This window comes from Eubacterium sp. BL-380-WT-2B (assembly GCF_009696115.1).
GTDB classification, from domain to species: domain Bacteria; phylum Bacillota; class Clostridia; order Eubacteriales; family Eubacteriaceae; genus Eubacterium; species Eubacterium callanderi.
Genome location: NZ_VUMP01000011.1, coordinates 89,308 through 111,225, shown reverse-complemented (window position 1 = coordinate 111,225; position 21,918 = coordinate 89,308). Strand labels below are relative to the sequence as shown.

Sequence of the window (21,918 nt, the reverse complement as noted above, 5' to 3'; positions counted from 1 at the left end):
CCTTGACTACTACAATAACCGTCGTATCAAAGCCAAGCTAAAGGGCTTACCTCCTGCTGTTCACAGGAAGCAAGCCCTCGAAGCTGCTTGATTTAATTCTTTTGTCTAACTTTTGGGGTTCAGATCATTTTGTTGGCTTTTTTTGATGTATCTGATCATTACTTTTTCTTCTTTTTCTCATAGGGCGTATTTTTCAGCGGTAAAACCGTCTGAAATTCGCCGTTTAAACGATAGTATGCATCCGCAATGGCCGGAGCTGTCGGTATAGAGGTAATCTCACCAATACCAATGGCACCATAAGCCACATCAATGCCTGGTTTTTCAACAACGATACTGTCAAGTTCCGGCACTTTATCTGCCTTAAAAAGGCCAAGTGTACCAAATTTTGACTTTGGAATGCCGTGATCCAGCTCATACTGCTCCGTAAGCGCATAGCCCATCCCCATGACCACACCGCCTTCGATTTGCCCCTCTACGCTGGTAGGGTTTACAGCCTTGCCCACATCATGAGCCGCAACCATTTTTTTAATGGAGCCATCTTCATTCAGTACGCACATCTGCGTCGCATAGCCGTAGGCTACATGAGAAACCGGGTTTGGCACAGGTGTACCCATAGCGTCTGTTTTTGCTAGATACTCTCCCATAAAATCCTGTCCTTCAAGCTCAGCCAGTGTTTTATCTTTCATTGCCGCCTTCAAATCCTCCGCTGCCCGTCTACAGGCTTCACCGGTTACCAATGTCTGCCTGGAACCAGAGGTTGTGCCAGAGTCCGGTGCATTCGCTGTATTCGGCGGCATATAGGCAATCTGGTCCAGAGTAAGGCCTGCGGTTTCAGAAAGCACCTGCGTTAACACGGTACCCAGCCCCTGGCCAATACAGGAAGCTCCTGCATGTATCTCGACGTGTCCGTCCTTTACCAGAAGGCGGCAGCGTCCCCAGTCTGGAAGACCCACGCCGACTCCGGCATTTTTCATCGCACAGCCAATACCCACGTATTTTTCACTGTTGTAAATTTCCTTAACGGCTTCTAATGTTTCGGCAATCCCTGTTGCCGGATCGGCAATCTGTCCGTTTGGAAGCACCTCACCCGGCCGCACTGCGTTGCGGTAACGGATTTCCCATGGTGTGATTCCCACCATTTCAGCCAAAAGGTTAAGGTTCATCTCAGAGGCAAAGCAGGTCTGAGTTACCCCAAAACCCCTGAAAGCGCCAGCTGGCGGGTTATTCGTATAGACGGCTTTACCATCTATATCAATGGTCTGGAAATTATAAGGTCCGGCAGCGTGTGTACAGGCCCGCTGGAGTACCGGTCCTCCCAAAGAAGCATAAGCGCCTGTATCGGACACGACTACTGCCTTTAACGCCGTCAATCGTCCTTCTTCATCGCAGGCAGATGTGACATCCATATAAAACGGATGGCGTTTAGGGTGAATCATAATACTTTCCTTCCGCGAAAGCTTGACCTTGACAGTCCGTTTGGTCAGATAAGCAATCAGCGCAGCATGATGCTGGACCGATACGTCTTCCTTCCCTCCAAAGCCGCCGCCAACCAGCTTATTTTCTACAATAACTTTTTCGGGAGGCAGCCCCAACATTGCCATGCACTCATGCTGAGTATCATAGGTTCCCTGGTCTGTTGAATAGATAAAGACACCGTCACCGTCAAAGGGCATTGCCACAGCTGTTTCCGGTTCCAGGAAAGCATGCTCGGTCCACGGTGTTTCATAATGGCGTGTAACCTTATATTTTGAACGGGCAATAACCTCATCCGCATTCCCACGTACCAGGTGCTCATGTGCCAAAATGTTAGTTTCACTGCCCTCATGCACTAAAGGAGCGTCCTCCTTCATCGCCTCACACGGATCAAAGACACCTTCAAGCTGTTCATACTCAACCCTTACCAGCTTTTTAGCCTCTTCCAAAATTTCTGGTGTTTCCGCCGCTACCAGACAAATCGCATCACCGATATAGTGCGTTGTTTTACCAACAGGAATCATTGTATCCCAGTCCTGCTTAAGGTGCCCAACTTTAACGCTTCCCGGAATATCCTCCGCTGTAAAAATACCAATCACGCCCGGCAACGCTTTCGCTTCATCCGTATGAACGGCCAGCACACGGGCTCTCGGATATTCTGCCCGCACAGCGCTGCCATAGATCATACCGTCCAGATAAAGATCATCCGGATATTCACCTGTTCCCAACACCTTTTCTCTGGCATCCACACGCAACATGGCCTGGCCGACAGTGACCTCGCCGACTTCTTCATTTACAGGAAGATTCTCTCTGAAAATTTTAGCAGCTAACAGGACACCATCAACAATTTTCTTATAGCCGGTACAGCGGCATATATTATTTTTAATAGCGTTTATTACCTCCAAACGCGTTGGGTCCGGATTAACATCAATGAGCGCCTTTCCTGACATTACCATGCCCGGTATACAAAAACCACACTGCACAGCGCCTGCTTTTGCAAAGGCATAACTGTAAACTTCTTTTTCACGCTCTGTAAGGCCTTCTACCGTGATAATTTCCTTATCTGCCATTTTAGATACCATGGGTATACAGGATCGGGTAGCTTTTCCGTCGATGATAATCGTACAGGTACCACAGGCCCCTTCACTACAGCCATCCTTCACTGAGGTTAATCTCAAATCATCTCTTAAAAAGCGCATGAGCTTTTTATCCTGTTCAACCTCATGTATAACTCCGTTGACCTTAATCGTGTACATTTCTGATACTCCTTTATTGATTAATTATACCGAATGCTTGGTTTCAACACTTCTGTTTATCTAAAGAACGATTAAAGGCAGCTGTTCTTTGATAAACTTTGCACAGTGTTTTATTTAAGATACAATACTGTTTTATTATATGACATAATAATATTTTATCGTACATTTAGAGAAATAGCAAGCTTTTATTCTCAGAAACGACTATTTTTTTTAGAACAATCGGAACTTTTAAGTATAAAAAAACCACCAAAATTAAACTGGTGGTTTGAAGTCATTCATTAAAAATTCATGCTTCATTATCAACTTTTTTAGCTGCGGTGGAGGGTGTTTTCCGTGTTGTCTTTTTAGCTGGTTCTGGGGCGGCTTGTATTGTTTCAGCCTTTCTAGATGTACTGGCTTTTGAGGTGGTCGCAGTTTTCTTTGCGGATTTTTTGGATGCCGTTGTTTTTCTGGCAGCGGTTGTCTTGGAGACCGTTACCTTTTCAGCCGTTTCTGATATGGCCTTCTCCTTTACCGCAGTTGTTTTCTTAGCTCCAGATGAAGCTGTTTTTTTTGCCGCAGTGGCTTTTCGCGCGGTTGTTTTTTTTCGTGGCGCTGCTTCAGAAGCCGCCTTTTCATCTGGTTTTACTGCCTCATCAAGCTGAGTCGGTGAAAAATGCCATACCTGATTGGCACTCCCAGTTTTTTCCCAAATCTGCATCTGTGCGCCTGGTACAGCCGCCCCCATCGCAATGTCAAGATAGATACCAGCGCGCTGCGACCTGATCAGACAGCTGCCTTCAGCCGTTTCTTCTAATGTCCAAAGCTGACTGTCCGTATCAACGGATTCCCACTGCTGTACCCAGGTACCGTTTACTGTTCCCAGCATACACAGATCCAGTGCCTTTCCCGAATGTTTATTGATAAGCTTAAACCATTCACCATCTACGTATTTCACTGTCCATTTCTGGCTGTCTGCTCCTGTTTGAGAAGCCTCCTGTAATTTTATAAGTGCACCATTCTCAGCCGAGCCATTTTCAATTCCGAGAGCCAACGTCTTTTCCTGCGCCATAATGACGTAGGCTTTATTTGCTTGCAGTTTCACTTTACCAACTCCTTTGATCATTTTAAGCAGTATTATAATATTACACTGTTTTTATCAAAATATCTCTACACTGCATTTTGATTTACTTTAGCTTAGTATTATCATAGCAATTTTTTACTTGTTCGTCAAACATTCATTGAAAATTTTACAAAATATAAACAAGTATTAAGCATTGCTTTGCGTTTTCATCAAAAAAATTGAAATTTATAACAGCTCACGAGATTCAACTATAACTCTGAACCAGCTTAACGGGCTGTCAAGATTGTCTGAATAAATAGCATATTTTTAAAGTTTTTGTTAAGATTAATCATAATCGGGTAAGAATTTTTTTGAAAAGAACTTGACCATTCTCATAAATTGTTATATTATATAAACATACCCCACCCCACTAGGGGTGTCGTCTGGAGGTTATTATATGAAGAAAAATTTTAAAATAGAAGGGATGTCCTGTACAGCCTGCGCTGCTGCCATCGAACGAACTGTAAATAAAATGGACGGCGTTGAGGATGCAGTGGTTAATTACGCCACAGAAAACCTGACCGTAACTTACAATGACAGTTCTGTTCAGGCTCCTGCCATTGTTTCCGCCATCGAAAAAATCGGTTATGGCGCGGTGCCCGAGCAGGAAGCTTCTGCGTCCGGTAAAAGCACTGTCAGGAACACCGCCGGTGAAAATGCCCAAAAGCAAATGAAAGAGCTTCAGACCCGGCTCATAATTTCATTGGTTTTCACCATTCCTTTATTCTATCTCTCTATGGGCCCCATGGTAGGGCTGCCCATTCCTGCTTTTTTGGACGGTGATATGAATCGCTTGGTCAACACAATTACTCAGATGCTTTTAACCCTGCCTGTTGTTTATATGGGCGCACATTTTTACAAAGATGGTTTCAAAGCCCTCTGGAAACGCATTCCAAATATGGACTCTCTGGTAGCCGTTGGCACCAGCGCTTCTTTCCTCTACGGTATTTATGTATTGTACCCGTTGGCTTGGGGCTACTCTTACGGTGATATGACCATGGTACATCACTTTGCCCACGAGATTTATTTTGAAGGGACCGCAGTTATCTTAACCCTTATCACCCTGGGAAAATATATGGAAGCACGCGCTAAAGGAAAAACCTCGCAGGCCATTGAAAAGCTCATTGCCCTGGCGCCGGATACCGCTCTCGTAGAACGCGGCAATTCAGAAGTCGAAATTCCCATTGATGATGTGCGCCTGGGCGACACAGTCGTCATTAAACCCGGCGACCGTATTCCAGTGGATGGTGAGATTATTTCCGGCCATTCCAGCGTGGATGAGTCATTGCTTACCGGCGAAAGTATTCCAGTGGAAAAGGAAACCGGCGACCACGTTATCTGTGGCAGTATTAACAAAACCGGTGCTTTTAAGTTTCGTGCCACAAAAATCGGTGACGATACCACACTCAGCAAGATTATCCATCTGGTAGAAGAGGCTCTGTCCTCTAAAGCCCCGATCGCCAAGATTGCCGACCAGATCAGCCGTTATTTTGTACCGGCTGTTATGGGCATTGCAGCCTTATCCTTTATCGTCTGGCTCCTTCTTGGCTATGAATTCTCCTTTGCCCTGTCCATGGGGATTTCAGTGCTCGTTATCTCATGTCCCTGTGCTCTTGGCCTAGCAACGCCGACAGCCATTATGGTAGGCACCGGAAAAGGTGCTGAGCAGGGCATTCTTTTTAAAAATGGTCCTGCCCTTGAAACCCTTGGAAAAGCGGATGCCGTTGTTTTTGATAAAACCGGCACCATCACCATTGGCAAACCATCCATCACAGATATTGTCCCTTTAGGTAATACAGATGAAGAAACACTGCTTCAGCTGGTTGCTTCCATCGAAGCCAAATCCGAACATCCGCTCAGTGAAGCCATTGTAGAGGGCGCCAATGAGCGGGGTATTGCGCTGCGGGATGTGTCCGACTTCAATGCGATTCCCGGCCTCGGCGTTGAAGGTACTGTGGATACCCGTTTTATTACCATCGGCAACCAAAAGCTCATGAAAGGCTCCGGAATTGATCCGAGTACACAGACCGAGCTTTACAATACGCTTTCTGACGCTGGCAAAACACCTCTTTTTATTGGTGAGGGCAGTGAACTGATTGGCATAATCGCCGTTGCCGATACGCTTAAAGAAAATTCAGCCAATGCCATCGCTCAGCTCAAGGCTATGGGTACTCAGGTATATATGCTGACCGGTGACAATGAACGGACTGCCCGGGCCATCGGCTCAAAAATCAATATTGATCACGTTATCGCTAACGTTCTGCCAGAGGAAAAGGCTGACCTGATTAAAAAACTTCAGACTGAAGGCAAACAGGTGATTATGGTCGGAGACGGCATCAATGATGCTCCTGCCCTGGCACAAAGCGATATCGGTATTGCCATCGGCAACGGAACCGATGTGGCCATTGAGTCTGCTGATGTTATCCTTATGCAGAATGATCTTTTACAGATTGTAGCAGCGATACAACTGAGCAAAGCGACGATTCGAAATATCAAGCAAAACCTGTTCTGGGCTTTTATTTACAACACCATTGGCATTCCTTTGGCCGCTGGGATTCTTTACCTCCCCTTTGGCCTCAAGCTGAACCCAATGTTTGCCGCAGCGGCCATGAGCTTGAGCTCTGTATCCGTTGTGCTGAACGCACTTTCTCTGAAAGGCTTTAAGCCCAAATTTATTCCTGTGAATGACCTGCCGTCTGCCCATACTGATGTGACGGTTGTCAATAATCAATTTAATACCAGTGATTCGGTAACGGAATCACAGAAAGAAGGAACAACTATGACTAAAAAATTACACGTAAATGACATGAGCTGCAAGCACTGCGTAAAACGCGTTGAAGACACCTTGAACGCCATTGACGGCGTTTCAAATGTTCAGGTTTCTCTGGAATACGCCCAAGCTACCATGGATGTAACAGATGCTGTTACCAACAAAATGCTGTGTGACGCACTGGATGAAGCAGGCTACCCGGCCTCTGTCATTACCGAGTAAAACCATGGAAGGAATTGACCGCACCAAGGAGCTCAATCTTTTAAAAACGGCCAGAGGCCAGATGGACGGTATTATTAAAATGCTTGAGGAAGGCCGCTATTGCATTGATATCTCTAAACAGGTACTGGCAGTGCAGGCCCTTCTGAAGAAGGCCAACCTGCAGATTCTCGAACAGCATATGCATCACTGTGTAACGGATGCCTTTGAAAATGGCAGCAAGGAAGACCGTAATATTAAGATTGAGGAAATCATTACTATTCTGGATAAATATTACAAATAGTTAAAAGCCCCGTACGGGGCTTTTTTATTATGCATCAGCGTATAAAAAAACAGGTTCCGGATACTTTGTTCCAGAACCTGCTCAGGGAAAATTTGGGGAGAGTAAAATTTTTAAGTAAGAGGTTGTATGCTCTTTTTAATAGATACCCTTTTCCTGAAATATAAACACTTTATCTTCCTTTTCTTTTTTGAATCGTGTGGGTATATAGCATCTTAGAAAGTGAGGTTTAAATCATGCAGAAAAACATTATTGATACTAAGAAACTTGAAGCTGTTCTCAAGCAGGCTCACAGCACCGCAGAAAGTGATCAGTCTGGCGCCAACGCTTCCTATATTCCTGCTCTGGCAAAGGTTCCATCAAATCTGTTTGGGCTGACCGCTGTAACAGCAGATGGCACAGTCCTTGAGACAGGCGACAGCAGCTATCCTTTTGCCATTGAATCCATCTCCAAGGTCTTTTCCATGGCGCTTGTCATGGAAGCTGTCGGCGCTCAAGAAATGTTAAAAAAGGTAGGCGCAGACCCGACAGGACTTCCCTTTAACTCTGTAATGGCACTGGAGCTACACCGGGGCAAGCCGCTTTCACCACTGGTAAACGCTGGCGCTATGGCCACTGTCAGCCTGCTGCCAGCCGCCAACGCCGATGAAAAATGGCAGAAAATTCTGGATGGTTACAGTCAATTTGCCGGCCACAGCCTCGAAGTGATGGACGCTGTATATACCTCCGAAGCTCCCACCAACAGTCATAATAAAGGCATTGCCTGGCTCATGTCAAGCTACGGCACGCTTTATGACGATCCAGATTCCACCTGCGATATTTATACAAAGCAATGCTCTATCGCCATAACCTGTAAGGATCTGGCGGTTATGGGTTCTACACTGGCCAATGGCGGTGTAAATCCAATCACTGGAAAAGCCATAATAAATCCTGAATTTTTACCTCATATTTTTGCCGAGATGACCATGGAAGGTCTCTATGGTGCTTCCGGCGATTTCGCCTATACCGTAGGGCTTCCTGGGAAAAGCGGTGTAGGTGGAGGCCTGCTGGCGGTAGTGCCCGGACAGCTGGCGCTCTCTGCTTTCAGTCCCAGGCTTGACCCGATTGGCAACAGTGTTCGAGGGCAAAAAGCCATGCGTTTTATATCAGACGCGCTCGATCTTTCACTTTACCGGTAAGCAGCCATAAAATACCATGGATCTCTTTTTCCTAGTTGAAAATAAGCGGAACGGCAACTGAAGCTGCCTGTTTAACGCCAATTTCACACAATGTCTCCCGGGTCGAGCAGAAACTCCTGTGGAACAAATCAAAAAGCGTTTTGGAAAACAAGGCCGCGTCTTTATTATCAAGGCTGTTTTCAAACTGTTCAGCCATTTCCGGCCACCATGCAATGCCTTCATCTCCAGTGCTCTCCAGCCGCAGAACACTGCCCTTTAATGTCATAAGGGTCAGCTTACTGTATATCTCCCTTATGGCCGCAAATGGCGCGCAGTGGACAATAGCCTGTAAACAGGCCGCAAAGGTCTGTACCTTTGACCGCTCATCACCTTTTAATTTTAAGGCTCCTCTGATTTTCTTAATGGCGGCCTCGTTAAAGAATGGAAAGGTATGAAATACGACAGATTCACCGGTGATGGCTAAAATCTGCAGGGCTTCTAAAAACTGAATCAGATTTCTGTCCATTGTCATATCCTTCATTTTATATAAAATAGTCTGATCTCCCGGAAAGATCACTTTTGTCCCAATGCCATTGATATTTTTAGCTACGCCCAATTCATTTAAAATATTAATGGTTCGGCGCATGGTAATGGGCGATACGTGATAGATATCCGCCAATAGTCTGCCCTGTGGCAAATAGCTGTCTACCGGATATACGCCTTGGTTAATTTTACAGATCAGATCAATTGCGATATCATCACAGTACCGCTTACGTCCCTTCTGAGGTTCCCAGGAAAAAGCTTCAGCCTCTCTCTTCTGGCAGATCTCCTTCTGGTCAAAATCAAAAAAATCTTTAAAATACCCGCTTAATTCTAAAAGCTGCTCAAAGCTGTTTTTATATTCCTGTTTTTTAATACAGCGGATAGCATTAAGTAAATATTTCCTCACTTTTTCCAGAGCCCTGTCGCCCTGTCCATCATTAACACGTTTCATCCGGTCCACGAGCGCAGTTCCCACAAAAGCATCAATATCCGTAAATAAATACATTAGCATCTGATTTTTCATAGGCTTTAAAGAATCTTCGAATCCCTTATATAAACTGAACAACAGCGGCTCCTGATCACTGGCAAGCAACTGTTCCAGTTCAGCAAGCGGTTCCTTGTCCATCAGACTTAATCCCTGCAGCCTGAATAAGGGTGAAAGGTGGCAGAGGCCTTCATAAAGGTCCCTTAGCACCTCTCTGCGCTCTTCAAAGTCCAGCGCTTCTTCAGTCTTTTCATCCGGCTGCCATATTATTTCTGCTGTTCTTCCCTTACTCAGCCGGACATAGCCATCCTTTTCCAATGTTTTCAGGGCTATCTGTGCCGGACAGTAGGATACGTTAAAATGACCGGCGATCTCCTTAACCGTTGGAAAACGGTCACCGCTCTTATAGTTGCCCATCTTGATCTGTCTTAAAAGAAAATGATATATCATCCGCTGTTGACTTTTTTCTGCTGCCATAGAACTCCTCCTTTTTTTCATTCTAACATACTTTATTTTCAAAATCCAGCAATGCCATAGAATCAAAAGCATCAAAAAAAGAACGGCTTACCGTTCTTTTTTGTCTTTCATCCTCCTACGCATCTACTTCTGATAAAACAGAATGAAAATGGGTCTGGCGAATCTCGTCACGATAAAACGCATAATCGTTTTTATGTTCTTTTTTAATATAATATAGTGCCTGATCAGCTTTGACGAGTAATTCATCATATGTCTTTCCGTCTCTTGGAAAACATGCGATTCCAATACTCCCGGAAATAGCGCATTCGACATCATCTTCCTCGTAGCGTTTTCTCAGAGCACGGCAGAAAGCCTCGGCTCTTTTTTCCAGTACACTTTCATCTCCGTAATTCTCCATAAAAACCACAAATTCATCTCCTCCAATGCGTCCTATTATATCTGTCTCCCTTACTCTCTCTCGAATTTCTCTGCTGATCTCCTTCAATACCCCATCGCCGTATAAATGTCCAAAATTGTCATTTACAGCCTTAAAATTATCCAGATCAATGATCATGACTGCCGCATTTTTTAGTACTGGATCTGCCAGAACCGCATAGATATGCTTATTTAGAGCATTCCGATTAAAAAGGCCTGTCAATGGGTCCGTATTTGCCTGCTGATATAACAGATCACTGCGTTTTTTACGCTCATGTATGTTGGTAATCTTACCCAAAATGCTGATACAACGCCCCATATCACTGTCAAAAATAGCGTTGGCATACAGTTCATACCATTCATAACTGCTATCTTTCAATTTAAGCCGCAGTTCCTGACGAAAAAAAGGCTGCTCTGGTGTAATTTTTTTAATGCTGTCGATCAATTCTTTAAACTGTTCCTGCTCTATAAACCCACTTTCCTGTATCCGTTTTATAAAATGTTCGATTTGAGTGTCCATATCAAATATATCACTGGCCTTTTCTGAAAATTCGATACGGTCACTTAAAAGATTATAATCAAAAATAATCTCACCTGACATTTCAGACAGGACCCGATATTTTTCCTGTTCAACCTCCAAAAGCCACATCACACGTTCAGAAATGGTATCCATCTCTTCAATATCCGTCAGCCTGAGCGGCTTGACATGGGAGGATGGACGATACGGTACCAATCCCTCCCCTGCGGTTTTCTCTGTATTTTCATCCAGATTATCGCGAATATGGTTAACACATTCCTTAAAGCATGCTATCAGCTTAGGGTTAAAAACACCGCACTCTCCGTTTAAAATCATCGTCACTGCCTGTTCATGACTGTAAGGTGGCTTATAAACCCTTTCACTGGTCAGGGCATCATAAACATCTGCCAATGAAACAATCTGTGCCCATATGGGAATTTCGTCTTCCCGTAGGCCTTCAGGATACCCTTTGCCATCCCATCTTTCATGATGATAACGACAGATTTCATAACACAGTTTAAAATAATCCTCATCCTGGGTATAGTCCAGCGTTTCAAGAATCTCACAGCCCCTTATGGTATGGGTCTTCATTACTTCAAATTCTTTATCGGTTAATTTGCCGGGCTTTAGCAGGACAGAATCTGGTATGGCAATTTTCCCGATATCATGCATCGTCGCCGCACTGGCTACGGCCTCTACCATGGCTGGTTCCATATCATACTCCGGATACAGGTGGACCAGATTATTGGTTAAATAACGCGTGAGACCACGCATACGCTGGATATGCTGTCCGGACTCGCCACTCCTGAACTCAATAACTGTGCTTAAGGCATCAATGACAAAACTATTGGCCTGGTTTAAACGGGCTTCCTGTTCCTCCATGGTTGTAATTTGCTTTTTAATCATAGTTTCAAGGTCAAATTTATGCGCGTAAAGCTCAATGACATTTTCCACACGCCGTCTTACTATTTCTGGATTAAAGGGCTTCTTGACCATATCAGAAACTCCCAGATTATAGCACCGCAATGCAACCTTTTCCGATGAGTCCGAAGTGATAATGATCACTGGTATCTGCTTCAGCCATCCATTCCCAGCCATAGCCTGTAAAACCTCATAACCATCCATTTCCGGCATGATAATATCTAAAAGCACCATTTTAATGGCACGGCCGTGTACAGCAATGGCGTCCAGCACCTTCCTTCCGTTTTCGACCTCTATTATCCGGTAGTTTTTATTGAAAATCTCAGCAATGATCGCTCTGTTCAGCTCAATATCATCTGCTATTAAAATAATTTTTTCATTATCGTTCAAGGTGTTCTCCTCCGTTCAGCACATGGCGCCTTTTCTGCATTCACTTTAACACCTCTGAAAGCTGTTTCATATTTCCGGCCTGCTCACATCAGCATCCATACCGGTTAAGGTGTCTTAAATCATTCTTTGACAAGTATACTGTCCTCAGCCGTATGATCTGCTCTGTATTTTTTACATCACTTTTCAATTTCTGTTTCCCATAGCAAATAATCCGTCTACGCTTGTTCATTTTATATTTTATTATAAAATATATTATTATGAAACACAAGTAGTTTTGACAAGTATACTGTTTATGATTAACACTTTTACGCTCTCTGAAAGCCTTAAAATTCACACCATGATTTATCAGGTTTCCATTGCTTTTATTATCACACTGGATTATAATTTTACTCAATGGTTGTTCACGTTATCAGGAGGTTAAACATGAAAATTTTAATTATTTCGTCCAGTCCCAGAAAAGGCGGTAACAGCGAACTGCTGGCCCGCGCCTTTGCACAGGGCCTTCAGCAAAATGGCCATGTGGTTACAATGATTTCTGCTGGTCACATGAAAATAAACGGATGTCTGGCTTGCGAACAATGCTATGCCGAGCCTGACGCCCCCTGCGTTCAAAAGGATGATTTTTGGAAAATTTACCCAATGCTTCTGGCTGCAGACATGGTTGTGCTGGTATCCCCGCTGTATTTTTTCAATATGACGACCCAGCTAAAGGCCGTCATCGACCGAATGTACGCTTTTTGCAGGGGTCATCAGACGATGCCCCTGGCAGGTAAAAAATCTGTCCTGCTGATGACTGGCGCCAGCAGTGATCTAAAGGATTTTCTTCCCGCTATTGACAGCTATAAATTAACTGCTGATTATTTGAAATGGCAGGACAAGGGTGTTTTTATCGCTTCTGACGTCTGGAAAAAGGATGATATTTTGGGAAGCGGCTGGCTGGAACAGGTTCTTGCTTTTGGACAGAGCCTTTAAAAAATAATTTTGCTACTACAAAGCCGGGGGACTATGCTCCTGGCTGATTTTTTAAATCTTACATTATCAGGAGGATCGCTTTGTACGCAATTTCGAAAAAAAATCTGTGGTGTATTTCTTCATTATTTGAAGGCTGGAATGAAACACCAGTATGGTCCTGCCTTCAAGGGCATCTTGGCCAGGCCTTTGCAGATGATCCCGATAACCCTCAGTCCGCTCAGATATCAATCGGTGATTTCTGTTTTTTTGCCGGTATACCCAATCCAGAACTCATTAGAAACATTCCCGATCCCAGCAAAGTTCCTGTTATTACTTTAGTCGCACGCCAGGAAAACTGGCATCCATTAATCGAATCTGCCTATAACGGGCAATACGAAAAATTTACGCGCTATGCTTTTAAAAAAGAACCCGAAGCTTTTGATCAGGAACAGCTGCGGGCTAATCTCACAGCGCTTCCTCAGGACTGCGAAATTTGTCAAATTGACGGTTCGCTTTACAGTACACTTCAAAGCGAGGACTGGTCCAGAGATTTATGCTCTCAGTTTAAAGACCCTCAGGACTATACACAAAACGGCCTTGGCTTTGTAATCATTAAAAACCATGAAATCATCGCAGGTGCTTCCTCCTATACTTATTACGACAATGGTATCGAAATCCAAATCGATACCAAACAGCCTTACCGAAGACAGGGGCTGGCGCGGATTGTAGGCTCACGCCTTATTTTAGAATGTCTGCAGCAAAACCGCTGTCCAAGCTGGGACGCAGTCAGCCCAGAATCCCTGCGCCTTGCCGAGAGCCTTGGTTATTGTCTGGAAACGCCCTATACGGCTTATGCTGTGGGGGATATGACACTCTTATCCGCACCACGTTAAAAAACAGGTTCATCGTACAAATCAATTCATTTTATGCTTTTCATCAATTGTATTGTTTTTATCAACAAGATTATATCTCTCTGGATGTATCGAAATGATTATTACACTGATCACCACAAGAATAATCAAAAACATGGCTGGAAGGCCTCCAATATTTGAAAGCATCTTAACGCCGGTAATGCCTTCTCCTACCGACATCATAATCCAGGTTACCACCGCTACAATAACACCCCAAACCGCAATCAAATAGGTTGGTGGCTCCGGCGAATCCGGTGCGATTCCCTTACTGCAAATGCCTGCAATGGCCATTGTGGTAGAATCGGCTGCGGTTACGAATGAAATCAAAACCGCTGCCAAATACAATGGAATAAAAATCTGGCTTAAAGGCAAATTTTTAAACAACTGATAAATTACATTTTCATACCCGGCATTATATGCATTAATAAGGCCCGAAGCAGGGTTATTCATCAGCTGATTGACCGTTGCTCCAGAGATAATCATAAACCATACAATACTAAATAAAGCGGTGACAAAAAGGTTCATTGCGATCACATCCTTTACTCGGCGTCCATATCTAATTCTTCCCAGGAAGACTGCCGTCACTGGCGCCCATGCCATCCAGTTACCCAAATAAAACATCGTCCAGTTTTTGGCCCATGGGTCACCCTCGGCCGTACCAGTAAACAGTGTACCGCTGAAGAAGGTAGTTATAAACTCCCCTATGCTTTCAATGCCAAAACTGAAAATAAAAACGGTCCCCCCAAACAGGAGTATAAACCCCAGTATCACAATGTACATCGCCACATTTATATTTGACAGGTATTTTATACCGCGAGTGATCCCTGTAACTGCAGCAATGATGGTCATACCTCCGATCACCAGAATGATAATTCCCCATACTATTACATTTGAATCAATGCCGAACAGCTTACTGAGCCCTCCGTTAATACTGAGCACGCCTGAAGCCAGCGAGGCGGCAAGACCGGTGACCAGTGCAAAAACACAGACAAAATCCACTGCCCTGCTCACTCCGCTTCTGCCTTTTTCTGGAATAAGCGGGGCAATGACAGAGCCCAAAGAAAAAGGCTGTCGCATATTATAATAAACAAATGCAAAAACAACCGCCAAAATTGTGTAAAGCCCATAGGGCAGAAGAGTCCAATGTCTGAAAACTGCTGCCATGGCAAATAGCGAAGCCTCTGGAGTCAACGCCACAATACCGCTGGATACCGGAGGATTAAGAATATGCTGTACGGGCTCAGCCGCTCCCCAGAATACAATGCCCGAAGCCACAGTGGTACAAAGCGTAATACTGAACCAATTCCAAACAGACATCATTGGTTTGGCCTCTTTTCCACCTATGACTATTTTTCCAAAGGGAGAAAAATACAAACCGATACATATCAGAAAAACTACCAAAGCTGTCAGTAAAAACAACCATCCGAATTCATCCAATATCCACGTATACAAAGTGCTGGTTAAACTTATAAACGCCGAATTGTCTAAGAAAGCTAATAAAATACAGGCGCAGAAAAGCAACACAGCTGGCAGAAAAACTATTAAATTAATCTTTTGATGCTTCATTGTTTCCTCCTAAAGAAAAAAGCGGCCAAATAGTTGAGCCGCTTTTTTAATTCGATCATTTTTCAAGAATCTGGTGGTCTTTTTTTCCTCTTTTATAGATAACAAGTGCCAAAACAATTGCAATTACACCCCAAATTGCAATCCAAGCAAAAATCATATTAAAACCTGTTACAGGGTCTTTATCAAGCCATGATCCCATCAGAGAGGTAATAAAAGCGTCTGGAATAAAACCAATAAACGATACAATACCACTGGCAATACCAGTCATGGCCACAGGGATACCGCTTTCTCCCATAATGGAAAAATAGACGGATTTCATCATAAAATACATTAATGATAAAATCATAGTGACGATGATTGCTATAGTAGCGAGATTAGACAAAAATGGTGTTGCTACAGCACAAACGATAATCGCGATCAGAACATAAACCAGAAAGATCAATCGTGATTTAAACTTGTCTGCGATAATTCCAGCCCCAATGCCTGCCACAACCGTTAAGACATAGCTGCGGATAATTGCCAGACTGCTGGATACAGAGGCTGAGACACCTAAAATCTGTGTGGTATACGTTCCCAGATAATTAATGCCCGCAGCGATAATGGAATAACAGCTAAAAATGAAAAGTCCCATCAACCAGACACCTGGCAGCTTCAAAGCTTTCAGGATACTCCCCTTTTCCTTTTTATCTTCGGTCTCTTTTACATCGCGTGAAACATTTTTAGGCAGAAAAATGATGGCTAAAGCTGCAAAAATAATATAAACAATTGCCCCGATAATTAAAATAGCCCTAAAACCGCCGACCGCATCGGCAAAAAGACTGAGTATCCAGACAAATACAAAACCGGTTACCGTAGAGACAATACCGCGCATAGCCTCACTGATCCCAAAAAGCTTGCCTTGTTCTTCTTCAGTCCCAAGATTTCTTAATACCGCAATATATGGCGACCACAGTGTTGCAGTTGTAAAAAAAGCAAACAATACATAGATAACAAGCAATGCACCATAGCTTGGAAAACTTGCCTGCCAGAAAGTCATCGCCGCTGTTCCGACAAAAGACGCCGCCAATAAAAATTTAGGACTAAACTTTTCTGCCAAAAAACCGCTAATTGGATAACAAAACAACGCAACAAGTCCGTAGACCGCCCCTAAATTGCCAAGCTCCATATTGGTAAGCTGAAACGCAGCAATTGTTTGATCATAAAACGTAAAACGAATGTATGGAATAAAGTAAATAATCCCGACCATAAAACTGATCAATACAACCAGAAAATTCCTCTTCCCTTTTGATAATTCCATAATTTTCTCCTCTAAATTTTTATATTCTGAAATTGAGTCATACAATTGTCCTCATCTCTCAGGTATTTGTCCAAAAGTATTCTTTTTTCTCTCGTAACCTCTGGTGGGACATAAGTATTCAATCTTTTTTGAACAGCTTTCCCCACATAACCGATCAAATCCTGTTCAGTCTCGGAACGCCAATTTCCAAGTGATTCTTTATTTAGATAACGGCTGTCATAAAATTCTTTTTTAATAACTTTAAGCATACGGGTGTTAAAGTAGCTTCCTCTGGGGCCGGCATTCTTTATAGCATCATAACAGCTTGTTTCCTCTGAGCAATCTATTCCACGGTACAATCGCGCCAACATTTCAATAATTTCTTCATCTATCAGATACTTTTCAAGACTAAATATTTTCTCATGATCAAGACTGCCCAATGAGAATCCCATCATATCGCTTTGAAGATCGTCAAACATCTCCCGGTAATGCGTCATGGCTTCAATACCAGCAACAGCATCCATCTTCTGTGCCCTAAAAGGAAGATTATTCATCATAAACGGCACTTGGTAATACCTCCACACCTGCGCTGCCATCCTTAAAATATTTTTACTCGCAATGTTTACAATTCCTTTACTACTATGACTGCAGGATATCTGGTTAGATAATGTAAAGATCACAGCATGTCCTGCAAAAAGCCTTTGAATAATACAGCAGTAACCCAGAGCTACAGTATTAATCCGGGCACAAAGCGCTTCTTCTGTTATCAACTCATTCTTTTTTACAGTGCTGTGAATTCTCAATAAAACTGCCTGGTGAAACCCGGTTATACAGTCCAAACACTCCATCTGTCTCCACGTAACAGCTCTGTCGTCATAGACCTCCAATGGAACAGCCAGCTGGTACTCATTTCTTTGTTCAAAATAGTCCCCAATGAATTTGAGTGATTCATACAAACCCGTTTTATTATCACATCTTCCTGGAAAAACAACCAAGGGGTTATTGCTGTATTTAAGTAAAAAAGCTATTTGTTCGACTTGGTCCCAATGACTTGAAAACCAAGGATAACACGCTAAAAAATCAATGATACGGCTGGTATCGACCAGCTTAAAAATATCAATACCATCTTCTTTATGAAAAGTATGTGCGTTGTTGTTTAAAAATAATTTTGGTGTACCTGTAAATCCATAATATTTTTTTAATCCTCCAATGGCTAAGTCAGAGGCATCTGTTTTCAGCTGGATCACCGACGGGCATAATTTGAGAGCATGCTCAATTTCGTAATCCTTAAACTTTATTCTTCCTTCCTCTACTGTAAACCCTCTTTTTCTAAACCAGTCTGCCAATTTTGTATCTTCTAATGGCAGACCGTTTTTCTTCAAAAGAGCTTTTGACTCTTCATGAAGGTTCCCATTTTTTTCAAAGTAATTTTTTTCAGCGCACATACTTAACCTCTTTGTCCTGTTAAATTCTTTCCTTATAAGCTTCTGGCAGATATGGCATTAAAAGCTCATTTTGTTCTTTGGTCATCTCCGGCGGACTATAGCTGTCAATACGGCTTCTAACAGCTTCTTCAAGAGTATCACGCAGCGGTGTCCCTCCCTGTGCCTGCCATTGATTGGGGTCGTCCTTATTCAGATATTTAGGTAAAACAAACTCTTCCCGATACATTTTCGGTGTTCTTCCAGTTACAAAGGTTCCACGCGGCCCGGCTTTTTGAAGATCTTTGAAACAAAGTTTCTTTTCATTGGTATCCACGCCTTTTATTAGGCGCCTGACATAATCCCAAATTTCCTCATCTACCAAAAATTTTTCAAAGCTAATGACATTGAATGATCCAATCGTACCACAGCTGTGCATGACCAAATCAGGATTGCACTCTTCTGTTGTCTGAATCATCAGCATTGATTCTAAGCCGGCCTGCATATCCATATCCTTAGCGTCACTCAAACCGCCACCAGTTCTGAATGGCAGGTTATAATATTCAGCAAGCCCTGCTGTGGCATAGCTGACAAGCGCGGTCTCTGGCGCACCAATACTTAGCTGAATAGTACGAAGGTTTGTCGAGCCTGAAGTATTTCCATATAAAACTGGCGTTCCAGGATTAATGAGCTGTATAAGCGTCAATCCTGCTAGAATCTCGGCATTTGTCTGAGCAACCATTGAAGCAACCGATGCCGGTGCAGTCATCATCGGCATAGCGCATGGACAAATCCAGATTGGCTGGTTTTCTGCACAGATACCTAATAGCTTTTCAATGGGATCATGGTCATATGTTAATGGCGAAATCGGGTTAATATCGCCAAGGGCTACGTACCCATCAATGCCATAAAATCGCTTGACAAGCTGGTAGCCTTCCTGAGTAACCTCGCGAACCGAACGGTTCTCAGGCATGTGGAAGGTATCCACCTTTAACATAATATTGCGCTGGTTACAATACTTCAGAGACATAGCAATCAAATAAAACATTTTTTGCTCTGTTGTGAATCCTTTTAAATCTGGAAGATAATTTAGATAACCGACATTGACGACCGGGCTGGTATCCGCAAGTTTGAATTGATTAATGGTGTCCTTATTATCCATCTTGCGTATTTTACCTTTTTCTGAAATATAAATATTTCCCATTGCCGGCATGCGTACCTTCGATCCTCCGCCAAGATTGATGGTCTTGCCATCGCCTATATTCACTTCAAAACTTTCCGGCACCTTTTCCAAAGAATTGTTTAACAGAGCTTCGTCAATAAAAACAATATCCCCATCAACCTTTGCGCCATGCTTTTTAAAAAGTTCAATAGCCCTTTCATGTTCAAATTTAACTCCGATTTCACTTAAAATTTTTACACTTTCTTCGTGAATCGTCTGAATATTCTTCTTAGAAATAAATCGTTCGTATGGTTTCATAGTCTCCCCTTCAACAACTATTATAATCGATTTGTCAAAGAGCCCTCCTTTAAAATAAAATCATTTTTTAAAACATCGCGATATTAAGTTGTACATGTAGCACACAGAAAGCTTTCAAAAAAACAAACACATTAAATCGTGTTTGTTTTTTATGTTGTACATATTACACATAGAATATATCAAGATTTAACATTTCTGTCAACCCTATTTTTCATGAATCTGTAGTTTTAAGTCATGATTTGCGACATAAATTTCGCTCAAACCCACAAATGACTTCTTTTCAGTGTAATATTCACGCCTGATTTTATAAAGGATACTCTCTTCTGCCAAAACCATAGCTTGGCGAATTTTCTCTTCACCCATCTCGATTCTCAATGCAAGTTGTTTATAAATTGCAGGGCTGTCCATCACAAGATCCATCTCTCCCATCCATTTTTCAGCATTAATACTTTCCAGGCGCATATGAGCATTGTACAGAATATAATCGACTTTATACAACACCGGAAACGCTCCCGCTTCGTAAATACGATGACACTCAATATATTTTTTATGGTAAAATCTCGTGTCCTTTGCTTCTTTATTATCTGGTCCTTTCTTAAACATTAACAGTTTAGAAGCCGTGACTGGCTCTTTTAAATTGCTGAATTCATTAAACTTAAGAATAAAGCGTTTTTCCTCAATAGAACTTACAAAAACACCAACGCGTTTTTTGCTGTAAATATAGCCTTCTTTTTTCAAAATATCCAGACTTTTTCGAATCGTAGAATCGCTGGCATTATATTCACTGCATAGCTCAAGTACCGAGGGCAGACGCTGCTCAGGTTTAAAAATATTTTCTTCAATTTTTTCACGGATATCACTTGCAATAAGCTCATAGGCTGTAAAATGATTGTTCACTGTCAAACCGATACCCCTTTAATTTCACTTTCATTCCATTTTATATAAATTTTATTCCATCCCAATGGGATTTTATCACGGTCACGGATGATAATATCCAAAACCATCAAAGGCTCTGAAGCTTCCACCTGCATAACGCTACATAAAAAATCATCCGCCATTATTGAGGTCAAATAGATTTCCTCTGTCATTTCATACTGAGAAATTTTATTTTTCAAGATATCTCTCAAACTATTATAATTCAGATTTTCTTCCTTCAGGGGGATTCCCAAGAAATACGGGATATTTTTAACATCAAAAGCCACAATCTGATCGCCTCTTTTTAGCTGGGACTGAATTCGCAAAACCTTATCTGTCGGTGCCACCTGCAAATTATAAACAAGGTAGACATCCGGCGAAAGAATAGTGGCTTCATATAGCTCTGACTTATCAAATCCCTTACAGATAATATCTTCAAGTCTAAAGTTAACTTCATAATTATCCTTGTTTAAAACATGTACAAAGGTCCCTTTTCCCGGGACTGTATATAAATAACCATCCTCCACAAGCTCCATAATCGCTCTCCGGACGGTTCGCCGGCTTACACTGTACTCAGTACACAGCTCCTTTTCTGAGGGAAGCAGTTCATTCGACTTATAAATATTACTTTGTATCTTCTGTTTAATGTTCTCTATAATTTCCGTATACTTTGTATATTCACCCATCACTGTTCATCCACTTTTGACATATTTCGACACCCTGAATCGCATCATCCGTAAAACCGTCTGCGCCTACTTCCTTACAGACAGCGGCATCCACTACGCTACCGCCAATAATAATCTTCACCTGTTCTCTCAGCCCCTGCTGTGTAATGGCGTCAATTGCTTTCCGCAGATGGCTGATCGCACCAGTAAGCACCGCGCTGATCCCCACAATGTCGGGGTTAAGCTCTTTTATCTTCTGGCAGAAAACTTCAGGCTTTACATTCACGCCAAGATCAATAACCTGGAACCCCGAAGTGGATGCAACACTTTTAAACAGTGATTTTCCAATATCGTGCATATCACTCTCAATCGTTCCAATAACGATCATCCCATTTTTCAACGCTGACTTTTCAATGGATTTTGAAATATCAATACAATCCATCTCCATTACCTGTTCATAGAGGATACCCGCCATCATTAAATCCGATAAAGTATACTCACCAGTCTCGTACTTTTTTCCGATGATATCCAAAGCCTTATTCAGTGCTTCCACGACTTTTTTCTTTTCGATTCCCGCCTTTATCAGACGTTGTATGGTTATAACAACCTTATCTTCATCCAGCTCAATAAAAAAGGATACAAGTGCCTCTAACATTTTTAATCACCTCATCTTTATAGTTCATTATATCTTAGCAGCTTTTGAATGTAAATAAAGCAGCTAGAAAAATAC

17 protein-coding genes are annotated in these 21,918 nt (G+C 42.6%); 6 read left to right on the top strand and 11 right to left on the bottom strand.

Going from position 1 to position 21,918, the window contains the following annotated elements:
• Positions 1-91 (top strand): IS3 family transposase (locus tag FYJ53_RS21935; protein ID WP_369522214.1); only part of this gene is annotated, 91 nt, incomplete at its 5' end.
• 67 nt (positions 92-158) lie between these two features.
• Here FYJ53_RS21935 and xdh read toward each other — a convergent pair.
• Together xdh and FYJ53_RS19770 are read right to left on the bottom strand one after the other, a co-directional pair.
• The gene (xdh, locus tag FYJ53_RS19775) at positions 159-2,729 is read right to left on the bottom strand and encodes a selenium-dependent xanthine dehydrogenase (protein ID WP_090412767.1); all 2,571 of its coding nucleotides are present in this window, start codon (positions 2,727-2,729) and stop codon (positions 159-161) included.
• A 286-nt stretch (positions 2,730-3,015) separates the two neighbouring features.
• Complete coding sequence (locus tag FYJ53_RS19770; protein WP_187367992.1) at positions 3,016-3,813, bottom strand: RICIN domain-containing protein; 798 nt, start codon at positions 3,811-3,813, stop codon at positions 3,016-3,018.
• Positions 3,814-4,228: 415 nt separating this feature from the next.
• On the opposite strand from FYJ53_RS19770, the gene FYJ53_RS19765 reads away from it, so the two are divergent.
• The 3 genes from FYJ53_RS19765 to glsA all read left to right on the top strand — a co-directional run bounded on the left by FYJ53_RS19765 (position 4,229) and on the right by glsA (position 8,278).
• A complete protein-coding gene (locus tag FYJ53_RS19765; RefSeq protein WP_154557686.1) occupies positions 4,229-6,823 on the top strand; it encodes a heavy metal translocating P-type ATPase in 2,595 nt (864 codons plus the stop codon).
• 4 nt (positions 6,824-6,827) lie between these two features.
• Positions 6,828-7,103 (top strand): metal-sensing transcriptional repressor, encoded by a 276-nt coding sequence (locus FYJ53_RS19760; protein ID WP_013380756.1) that lies wholly within the window; start codon positions 6,828-6,830, stop codon positions 7,101-7,103.
• A gap of 233 nt (positions 7,104-7,336) precedes the next feature.
• A complete protein-coding gene (glsA, locus tag FYJ53_RS19755) occupies positions 7,337-8,278 on the top strand; it encodes a glutaminase A (protein ID WP_148430067.1) in 942 nt (313 codons plus the stop codon).
• 31 nt (positions 8,279-8,309) lie between these two features.
• On the opposite strand, the gene FYJ53_RS19750 is transcribed toward glsA, so the two are convergent.
• Both FYJ53_RS19750 and FYJ53_RS19745 read right to left on the bottom strand, forming a co-directional pair.
• Entirely contained in the window at positions 8,310-9,761 is a 1,452-nt protein-coding gene (locus FYJ53_RS19750; RefSeq protein WP_187367991.1) for a GntR family transcriptional regulator, read from the bottom strand.
• Positions 9,762-9,876: 115 nt separating this feature from the next.
• Positions 9,877-12,003, bottom strand: a complete 2,127-nt coding sequence (locus FYJ53_RS19745) for a diguanylate cyclase (RefSeq protein ID WP_148430063.1) — start codon at positions 12,001-12,003, stop codon at positions 9,877-9,879.
• A 423-nt stretch (positions 12,004-12,426) separates the two neighbouring features.
• On the opposite strand from FYJ53_RS19745, the gene FYJ53_RS19740 reads away from it, so the two are divergent.
• Both FYJ53_RS19740 and FYJ53_RS19735 read left to right on the top strand, forming a co-directional pair.
• Complete coding sequence (locus tag FYJ53_RS19740) at positions 12,427-12,975, top strand: flavodoxin family protein (RefSeq protein WP_187367990.1); 549 nt, start codon at positions 12,427-12,429, stop codon at positions 12,973-12,975.
• Positions 12,976-13,055: 80 nt separating this feature from the next.
• Positions 13,056-13,847 carry a GNAT family N-acetyltransferase gene (locus tag FYJ53_RS19735; protein WP_227930312.1) on the top strand — a complete coding sequence of 264 codons (792 nt, stop codon included), beginning with the start codon at positions 13,056-13,058 and terminating at the stop codon, positions 13,845-13,847.
• A 21-nt stretch (positions 13,848-13,868) separates the two neighbouring features.
• Here the strand turns inward: FYJ53_RS19735 and FYJ53_RS19730 are convergent, their stop codons facing one another.
• The 7 genes from FYJ53_RS19730 to FYJ53_RS19700 form a co-directional block, all read right to left on the bottom strand.
• Entirely contained in the window at positions 13,869-15,431 is a 1,563-nt protein-coding gene (locus tag FYJ53_RS19730) for a BCCT family transporter (RefSeq protein ID WP_154557685.1), read from the bottom strand.
• Between the two features lie 55 nt (positions 15,432-15,486).
• The gene (locus FYJ53_RS19725) at positions 15,487-16,728 is read right to left on the bottom strand and encodes an MFS transporter (protein ID WP_148430057.1); all 1,242 of its coding nucleotides are present in this window, start codon (positions 16,726-16,728) and stop codon (positions 15,487-15,489) included.
• 11 nt (positions 16,729-16,739) lie between these two features.
• Positions 16,740-18,152, bottom strand: a complete 1,413-nt coding sequence (locus tag FYJ53_RS19720) for a trimethylamine methyltransferase family protein (protein ID WP_148430056.1) — start codon at positions 18,150-18,152, stop codon at positions 16,740-16,742.
• Between the two features lie 19 nt (positions 18,153-18,171).
• Positions 18,172-19,608, bottom strand: coding sequence for a trimethylamine methyltransferase family protein (locus FYJ53_RS19715; protein ID WP_148430054.1), 1,437 nt, complete (start codon positions 19,606-19,608; stop codon positions 18,172-18,174).
• A 204-nt stretch (positions 19,609-19,812) separates the two neighbouring features.
• Entirely contained in the window at positions 19,813-20,505 is a 693-nt protein-coding gene (locus FYJ53_RS19710; RefSeq protein WP_227930317.1) for a GntR family transcriptional regulator, read from the bottom strand.
• A gap of 2 nt (positions 20,506-20,507) precedes the next feature.
• Positions 20,508-21,209, bottom strand: a complete 702-nt coding sequence (locus tag FYJ53_RS21735; RefSeq protein WP_187367989.1) for a GntR family transcriptional regulator — start codon at positions 21,207-21,209, stop codon at positions 20,508-20,510.
• Positions 21,202-21,843, bottom strand: coding sequence for a B12-binding domain-containing protein (locus tag FYJ53_RS19700; RefSeq protein WP_148430050.1), 642 nt, complete (start codon positions 21,841-21,843; stop codon positions 21,202-21,204). Before FYJ53_RS19700 ends, FYJ53_RS21735 begins: the two co-directional genes overlap by 8 nt.
• Positions 21,844-21,918: the final 75 nt, after the last annotated feature.

What these genes read in the sequence shown, in the direction of transcription:
- FYJ53_RS19725 (WP_148430057.1), bottom strand. Translation starts at nt 16,728, where the DNA reads ATGGAATTATCAAAAGGGAAGAGGAATTTTCTGGTTGTATTGATCAGT.
- FYJ53_RS19720 (WP_148430056.1), bottom strand. Translation starts at nt 18,152, where the DNA reads ATGTGCGCTGAAAAAAATTACTTTGAAAAAAATGGGAACCTTCATGAA.
- FYJ53_RS19700 (WP_148430050.1), bottom strand. Translation starts at nt 21,843, where the DNA reads ATGTTAGAGGCACTTGTATCCTTTTTTATTGAGCTGGATGAAGATAAG.
- xdh (WP_090412767.1), bottom strand. Translation starts at nt 2,729, where the DNA reads ATGTACACGATTAAGGTCAACGGAGTTATACATGAGGTTGAACAGGAT.
- FYJ53_RS19730 (WP_154557685.1), bottom strand. Translation starts at nt 15,431, where the DNA reads ATGAAGCATCAAAAGATTAATTTAATAGTTTTTCTGCCAGCTGTGTTG.
- glsA (WP_148430067.1), top strand. Translation starts at nt 7,337, where the DNA reads ATGCAGAAAAACATTATTGATACTAAGAAACTTGAAGCTGTTCTCAAG.
- FYJ53_RS19750 (WP_187367991.1), bottom strand. Translation starts at nt 9,761, where the DNA reads ATGGCAGCAGAAAAAAGTCAACAGCGGATGATATATCATTTTCTTTTA.
- FYJ53_RS19740 (WP_187367990.1), top strand. Translation starts at nt 12,427, where the DNA reads ATGAAAATTTTAATTATTTCGTCCAGTCCCAGAAAAGGCGGTAACAGC.
- FYJ53_RS19760 (WP_013380756.1), top strand. Translation starts at nt 6,828, where the DNA reads ATGGAAGGAATTGACCGCACCAAGGAGCTCAATCTTTTAAAAACGGCC.
- FYJ53_RS21735 (WP_187367989.1), bottom strand. Translation starts at nt 21,209, where the DNA reads ATGGGTGAATATACAAAGTATACGGAAATTATAGAGAACATTAAACAG.
- FYJ53_RS19765 (WP_154557686.1), top strand. Translation starts at nt 4,229, where the DNA reads ATGAAGAAAAATTTTAAAATAGAAGGGATGTCCTGTACAGCCTGCGCT.
- FYJ53_RS19715 (WP_148430054.1), bottom strand. Translation starts at nt 19,608, where the DNA reads ATGAAACCATACGAACGATTTATTTCTAAGAAGAATATTCAGACGATT.